Here is a 4,630-nt window from a genome sequence, read left to right on the forward strand (position 1 = left end):
GGGCTGGTTGGCAACAAAAGCGCGCTGGGGGACTGCAAGCATGACTGAACTCCGATAATAAGGAGTCAATCAGCTTGGACACTGTCCAGCGACGGCGATAGATGCTGGCCTCCGGGCATTTACGCACGTGCACGCATTAAGCCCGCACTCGGGCTGACCCAACTAACAAAACGATCAACCAGGCTCATCAGTCACCCCGCCCGGTTGTGAAGGTGTACCGGTAGGCTGCGCCTGCACGCTTGGCACCGCGTCCATCGGTACCGGCCAGGGCCAGCACATTGGCGACATGGGAACGCGCCTTCAGCAATTCGCTGACGCTACGGTAAGTGATGCTTCGGCCGTTGATGACCACGGATAGCTCACCCGTAGCGATAGCGGCATCCAGGTTGTCGAGGTCGGAAAGGGATAAGGCCATGGACAAGGTTCCTGAGAAAACCTTATCACTCTATCGATTGAGGTGTCTCTTCGTAAGGTAAGACTGAGAAAACTACTCCTGCAACCTAAGTCTATTTCCATTGGTAGTTTGGTACATTGAAGTCAAGAGCTTCATCGGAATGAGGGCAAAACTACCTGAACTGGGGAAATCCCAAACTGACTAAGTTATTCTCATTTAAGCAATAAACCTAAAGAATATATAAAAGAACAGCGCAATTATTTCAACTGAAGATCGCCTTTGCGTACTTCAATAATTTAAAGAAAATTATATATAGCTTTGATTTATACAATTTCTATTTGTTATTAAGAATTATTCTCTTTCAATCCATAACCACATTGCTTCCAAACATCTCGCAAGACATTGGAGATTTCCCTGTTGCTGTTATCTCCCACGGAGAATCAATTGCAAACATTGGTATCAATTCGTTAGACTATTTACTGGAAAGTCGCTAATACTATTATTTAGCACTTACTACTTTAAATTAATCTTTTTTCGAAAAGAAAGGCTAACTATGCAAGAACTTAATACTACTGAAGTCAATCAAGTTTCCGGCGGGAACAGCCCATATTATTGGTTTCTTGCTCTACTTGGTCCAGTTGGGATCGCCGCTGCAGCAGTAATAACCCAATCATCTGAACCTGAACCAGTTGGCCGTTGTGGTGTTGGTTTAGTAGATCCCCTAGCCTAACCAGCAGCTATTTAAATAGCGCAAAAGCAGGATCGGAGACTTGTATTCCGTTTCCTGCTTGCTCAATATTCTCTATACTTTTCCAGCAGACTGAGATGATTAATGCCATTGGCACGGTGGTCGTGCATTGATGCGGGTACGCTTCAACCCCGCATTCGGGCTGACCCAACTCGATAAACCGTCGCCCGCCCAATACCGAGTTTTCTTGCCATCTCGGCAGCATTGCACCCACCGAACATAGACCTCACTTGCTAAGCCAATTACATTTTAGGAATGAAATCTCGTCGCATTCCATTTGCTTCTACACTTTTAAAATTAAGACACTCAGACATTTAAACCCACAACCAATTTTTTGACATTAAATTAAGCCACTCTCATTTTCCAGATGTCAAAGTTACCCCCCGCACTAAATACTTTAAGTATTTCGTAGTCGTCTTTTAGTAGCTCAAAAAATCTTACAATAGCGTCAACCTGAAATGAAATCACTTCTTTAAGTTTCAACTTCTTATGTTTATCATCATAATTTTCAATATCATGAATAAAAATATCTTCTTTTCTTTCCACTGCAACTAAATAGTCCAGATTAAATTCTCGCCTAGGCCCATTCTGCTTAACGTTGAAGAAAAAGTTGAACTCTTTCAGAAATAATGCTTCAAGTAATAATGCAACAGATGAACTTGTCGGCACATAAGAAATATATGCATATGTCCCTAGTGGAAAAATCTTAGAGTTATCCACCGTGTTTAACCCATACGTAAATTCCCTCAATTTACCACTTATATGTTCATTTAACCTATCCTCAAGAGGTCGCGAAGTTGAACCAACATACACTGGAAACCTAACAGCTGCCTCCCATTCAGTTTCAATGTCAGTTACGTCCTCATTGACAACTACAAAGACATTTGAATTTAACAACTTTTTGAATTCTTTTTTCATAACAAACCATAATACATAAACTCCAGGAGAATTTATATTACAGACTGGCTCTTCCGTATTTATGCGTCTAAAATCCGCACCAAACTTTTTAAGAATCACCTGAATCGCATGAGAACATTCTTCTGCAAAGCACATGATAATCCCCCCAGGAAAAAACGGGCCGTATGATGCTGTTAAATTACAGTTGTCATACAAAGAACGACCACGGCATGCGCATGTGAATATCTTGCAATGACCTTAAGGTCAACAAAGGTACTTAAGGGAGAGAAACACCCATCACTCAAAATATATCTCGCATAAATAATGGATGAAGATATTCCTTCAATACATTATTCGGAATTAATTTTAGAGTGAACTTAAATGCAATTAAGAAAAGTAAACACCTATCCAAACCAATCAGCTATTCTTGACACGTTTCAAAACCCGATACACCGTCGCCCGCCCAATACCCAGCTTACGCGCCACCTCGGTGGCATTGCGCCCATTGAACAGCGTCATCACTTGCTTAGCCATGTCGTTGCTGCCATCCGGCCGGCTTGGTCGACGGCGGATGTAAGCCCGCTCGCCGCCTAGCTCGGCCCGCACTGCGTGTTCAGTTGCCTTGATTTGGTCGGGAGATAGTTGGATTTCCTTGACCAGGTGATGCAAGACACGATCAACCAGGTCCGGTTCGATTTCGGGGATGGGTTGGGGAAGGTGCTGCAGCATGCTTACCAATCCCTGGAGAAAGTCCTTAGCCGTGATGGCCTAACACCAGGGTTTGGTGCCTCGGTAACAACTTCATTCCTGGGATCAATATGCGCAGCACGTTGTGTGGAGCTGTCGCGTAAAAACTCTGAATCTCACCCTCTTGTGGAGAGGTAGCTTTATGCTAAAGCAATACTTAGGGGCAATATGTAAAAAAGTCAGTCAAGATTCGAAAGCTAACGCAAACCTTAGTCGATACCGTCTATGCACGTTCCCCTGAAAGGGGAAATTTCTCAAGAAGTAATTTCGTGCTGGAGGTCAATCATGATAAATCAAATAGCTTCTCATACATCTCAATCTAGTATTGCGGAAATCGCTGCCACTAAATCAACTGAAATATCTCATGATAGTGAAGCTGTAGAAAACTATTTAAATTCCATTGATCAAGCTCTAACAGATGGTGTTCAGCTACCCTCACGTACTGCGGCATCTTCAGATATGCGTTTCATGGAAGAATTAGTTGAACTTGCAAATAATAAAGCAAGTGGATTAAACGCTTCTTTAATGAATAGCCCTAGAGATTTGGCCAACAAGGTAAAAGAATTAATAGAGCAAAAACAAACCTCTGCACGATTCATCGTGAATATGGGTGATGGAGGTATTCATTTTGCTGCTTTTGATTATTCATTAAGGGATGGCAAACCCTCAGTCGTTGGTGTAGAACCTGCTACTACTAACGGAATGGGTCCCGCACTATTAGTCTTTAGATGTCAGGCTGCATTTTCTGAGATACTACAAAACGTTCCAACCGTAATCATTGAGAGTGACCTTCAACGCAGCAATGGAGAATGCGGAATGTTTAGCTTATCTCTAGCGAAGAAAATGTTTCAGGAACAATTATCCTTTGCGCAGATACATGACAAGAATACTCAAGGAATCTTAGGTGATAGTTATGGCATTGTTACGGCAAATGAATCTAACAATTTATTGCCACCAACATTAATGAAGCATGCGCAATCGGAAAAAAGACTTCAAGCTTATCTAGCTGCTCAACCAGAAGCAAGAGAGGTAAAAGTAAATAAGCGCGGAGAAACACTCGAAGAACGACAAGCTCGACATATCGTGGAGCAGGACCACAACGGAAAATCAATAAAATACAGCAATTCAATTGAAGTAAAGAGACAGGTCGAAATTACTACTTTGCTCAATTCCAAAGCATAAAAGGTGCTAGATAACTGAGAAATTCGCCTATATTGTTACTTTTCTCGCCCTCTTCAATACCCGATACACCGTCGCCCGCCCAATACCGAGCTTACGTGCCACTTCGGCAGCATTGCGCCCATTGAACAAGACCATCACTTGCTTAGCCATGTCGTTGCTGCCATCCGGCCGGCTTGGGCGACGGCGGATGTAAGCCCGTTCTCCACCCAGCTCAGCCCGCACTGCGCGTTCCGTCGCTTTGATCTGGTCTGGCGTAAGCCGGATTTCCTTGACCAGGTGCTGCAAGACGCGGTCTACCAGGTCCGGTTCGATTTCGGGGATGTGATGGGGAGTGTGCTGCAGCATGCTTACCAATCTCTGGAGAAAGTATTAAGCCGTGATGGCTTATTCACCGGGCGTGTGGGTGCCTCGGTACTAACTTCTCTCCTGCGATCAATAGGCGCAGATTGTTGTGTGGGCGCGGCCTCTTTGGGCCTGTCGTGGCAAGGCTTTGGACCTAGCCGATATGCAGCCAGACAGTATACCAGACAGTCGAGGGGTAATCCCCCCGGAAAATAGGGGTGTGCAGAAGTAGAATTTTCTCGGATAGAGGGAGTTCTACAAAATGAAGAAATCGAGATTTTCGGACAGCCAAATCATCACCGTGCTTAAGGAGGCAGAGG

5 protein-coding genes are annotated in these 4,630 nt (G+C 44.0%); 1 reads left to right on the forward strand and 4 read right to left on the reverse strand.

Going from position 1 to position 4,630, the window contains the following annotated elements; all coding sequences use genetic code 11:
- Window positions 1-187: 187 nt before the first annotated feature.
- From ACUHMQ_RS20125 to ACUHMQ_RS20135, 3 genes are all read right to left on the reverse strand, one after another.
- Window positions 188-415, reverse strand: coding sequence for a phage head-tail joining protein (locus ACUHMQ_RS20125; RefSeq protein WP_445297236.1), 228 nt, complete (start codon window positions 413-415; stop codon window positions 188-190).
- A gap of 1,072 nt (window positions 416-1,487) precedes the next feature.
- Window positions 1,488-2,195: a GIY-YIG nuclease family protein gene (locus ACUHMQ_RS20130; protein ID WP_445297237.1), complete on the reverse strand. Its 708-nt coding sequence runs from the start codon at window positions 2,193-2,195 to the stop codon at window positions 1,488-1,490.
- A gap of 261 nt (window positions 2,196-2,456) precedes the next feature.
- Window positions 2,457-2,768: a Mor transcription activator family protein gene (locus ACUHMQ_RS20135; protein ID WP_445297238.1), complete on the reverse strand. Its 312-nt coding sequence runs from the start codon at window positions 2,766-2,768 to the stop codon at window positions 2,457-2,459.
- A gap of 303 nt (window positions 2,769-3,071) precedes the next feature.
- Here ACUHMQ_RS20135 and ACUHMQ_RS20140 point away from each other — a divergent pair, with 303 nt between their 5' ends.
- On the forward strand, window positions 3,072-3,968 hold the full coding sequence (locus ACUHMQ_RS20140) for a YopJ/AvrA family T3SS effector serine/threonine acetyltransferase (protein ID WP_445297239.1): 897 nt from the start codon (window positions 3,072-3,074) through the stop codon (window positions 3,966-3,968).
- Between the two features lie 27 nt (window positions 3,969-3,995).
- On the opposite strand, the gene ACUHMQ_RS20145 is transcribed toward ACUHMQ_RS20140, so the two are convergent.
- Complete coding sequence (locus tag ACUHMQ_RS20145; RefSeq protein WP_445297240.1) at window positions 3,996-4,313, reverse strand: Mor transcription activator family protein; 318 nt, start codon at window positions 4,311-4,313, stop codon at window positions 3,996-3,998.
- Between the last annotated feature and the right edge of the window lie 317 nt (window positions 4,314-4,630).

It is taken from the genome of Chitinimonas violaceus (assembly GCF_052601015.1).

Coding starts and splice junctions, on each gene's coding strand:
- ACUHMQ_RS20135 (WP_445297238.1), bottom strand. CDS start 2,768: ATGCTGCAGCACCTTCCCCAACCCATCCCCGAAATCGAACCGGACCTG.
- ACUHMQ_RS20140 (WP_445297239.1), top strand. CDS start 3,072: ATGATAAATCAAATAGCTTCTCATACATCTCAATCTAGTATTGCGGAA.
- ACUHMQ_RS20145 (WP_445297240.1), bottom strand. CDS start 4,313: ATGCTGCAGCACACTCCCCATCACATCCCCGAAATCGAACCGGACCTG.
- ACUHMQ_RS20130 (WP_445297237.1), bottom strand. CDS start 2,195: ATGTGCTTTGCAGAAGAATGTTCTCATGCGATTCAGGTGATTCTTAAA.
- ACUHMQ_RS20125 (WP_445297236.1), bottom strand. CDS start 415: ATGGCCTTATCCCTTTCCGACCTCGACAACCTGGATGCCGCTATCGCT.